Annotated in this window: 1 protein-coding gene; it reads right to left on the reverse strand. The window is 77.7% G+C overall.

What is annotated here, in order from left to right:
• Positions 1 to 143: 143 nt before the first annotated feature.
• A complete protein-coding gene (locus ACFXOZ_RS24875) occupies positions 144 to 1,397 on the reverse strand; it encodes an HRDC domain-containing protein (protein WP_375888286.1) in 1,254 nt (417 codons plus the stop codon).
• Positions 1,398 to 1,589 lie beyond the last annotated feature (192 nt).

Below are 1,589 nucleotides of genomic sequence, written 5' to 3' on the forward strand. Positions count from 1 at the left end.
GCCACCCGTCCGCCACCACCGCGACCTGTACCGCCCCCCGGTAACCCCGTGCGGGGGCGCCGTCGCAACCGCCCGGCGCCCCCTCACGGGAGTCGGTCGGCGGGGCCGGGGCCGCGTGGGCGGGCCCGGGCGCTCCGGCCGGATCAGGCCTCGGCGGTGCCGGCGGTGGCGGCGGTGGCGAAGGCGGCGGCGACCACCGGCGCCACCAGGTCGACCTGCCACTGCCGGGCGCCGAGCCGGCGCAGCACGGCGGCCACGCCGTCGCCGCTCAGGTCGGCCGGCGGCTCCCAGGAGACCCGGCGCACCAGGTCCGGGGTGATCAGGTTCTCGGCGGGCAGGTGGTGGCGCTCGGCCAGCTCGCTGACCGCGGCGCGGGCACCGGAGAGCCGGGCGGCCGCGACCGGGTCCTTCTCCGCCCAGGCCCGCGGCGGCGGCGGCCCGTCGTGCGGGGCGGCGGCCGGCGGCAGCTGGTTCTCCGGGACCTCCCGGCCGCGCTGCACGGCCGCCAGCCACTGGTCCAGCTGGCGCCGGTGCAGCCGCGGGCCGAAGCCCTGGACGGCCTGCAGCGCGGCGATGTTCAGCGGCATGGCCAGCGCGGCGTTGACGATCGCGGCGTCCGAGAGCACCCGGCCCGGGGAGACGTCGCGCTCCTGGGCCATCCGGTCGCGGGTCAGCCACAGCTCGCGCACCACGGCCAGCTGGCGGCGCCGGCGGACCTTGTGCAGCTGCGAGGTGCGCCGCCACGGGTCGGTGCGCGGGGCGGGGCGGGGCGCGGCCGCGATCGCGGCGAACTCCTCCAGGGCCCAGTCCAGCTTGCCCTGGGCGTCCAGCTCCTGTTCGAGTGCGTCGCGCAGCTCGACCAGCACCTCGACGTCCAGAGCGGCGTAGCGCAGCCACGGCTCGGGCAGCGGGCGGGTGGACCAGTCGACCGCCGAGTGCTCCTTGGCCAGGCTCAGCCCGAGCACGTTCTCGGTCATCGGCCCCAGGCCGACCCGGGCGAAGCCGGCGATCCGCCCGGCCAGCTCGGTGTCGAACAGCCGGGCCGGTCTCATGCCCACCTCGGCGAGGCAGGGGAGGTCCTGGGTGGCGGCGTGCACCACCCACTCGGCGTCCGCGATGGCGGCGCCCAGTCCGCTCAGGTCGGGGCAGGCGATCGGGTCGATCAGCGCGGAGCCGGCGCCCGCGCGGCGCAGCTGGATGAGGTACGCCCGTTGCCCGTAGCGGTAGCCGGAGGCGCGCTCGGCGTCGACGGCGACAGGTCCGGTGCCCGCGGCGAAGGCGGCGACGACGGCGGCCAGCGCCTGCTCGTCCGCCACGACGGGCGGGATCCCCTCCTTCGGTTCGAGGAGCGGGACCGGGGCTGCTTCTTCTGGGATGGCTGCTACGGCGTCGGTCACCTACCAAGGGTACGACGGTCACCGGAACTGGGAGTGTTGTCGGACTGGTCAGACTGCTGATCGCCCGCCCGCCGGGTCACCCACCGGGCCGCCCGACCGGCTGCCCGGGCGCCCGGCTGACGGACCGCCGGGCCCGGAGCCCCGGGTGCCGCCGGACGGGCGTGCGGCGGCCCAGGAGGAACGTTCCTCCTG

Origin of the sequence: Kitasatospora sp. NPDC059160 (assembly GCF_042755465.1) — a bacterium.
In the GTDB taxonomy this organism is placed as follows: Bacteria; Actinomycetota; Actinomycetes; order Streptomycetales; family Streptomycetaceae; genus Kitasatospora.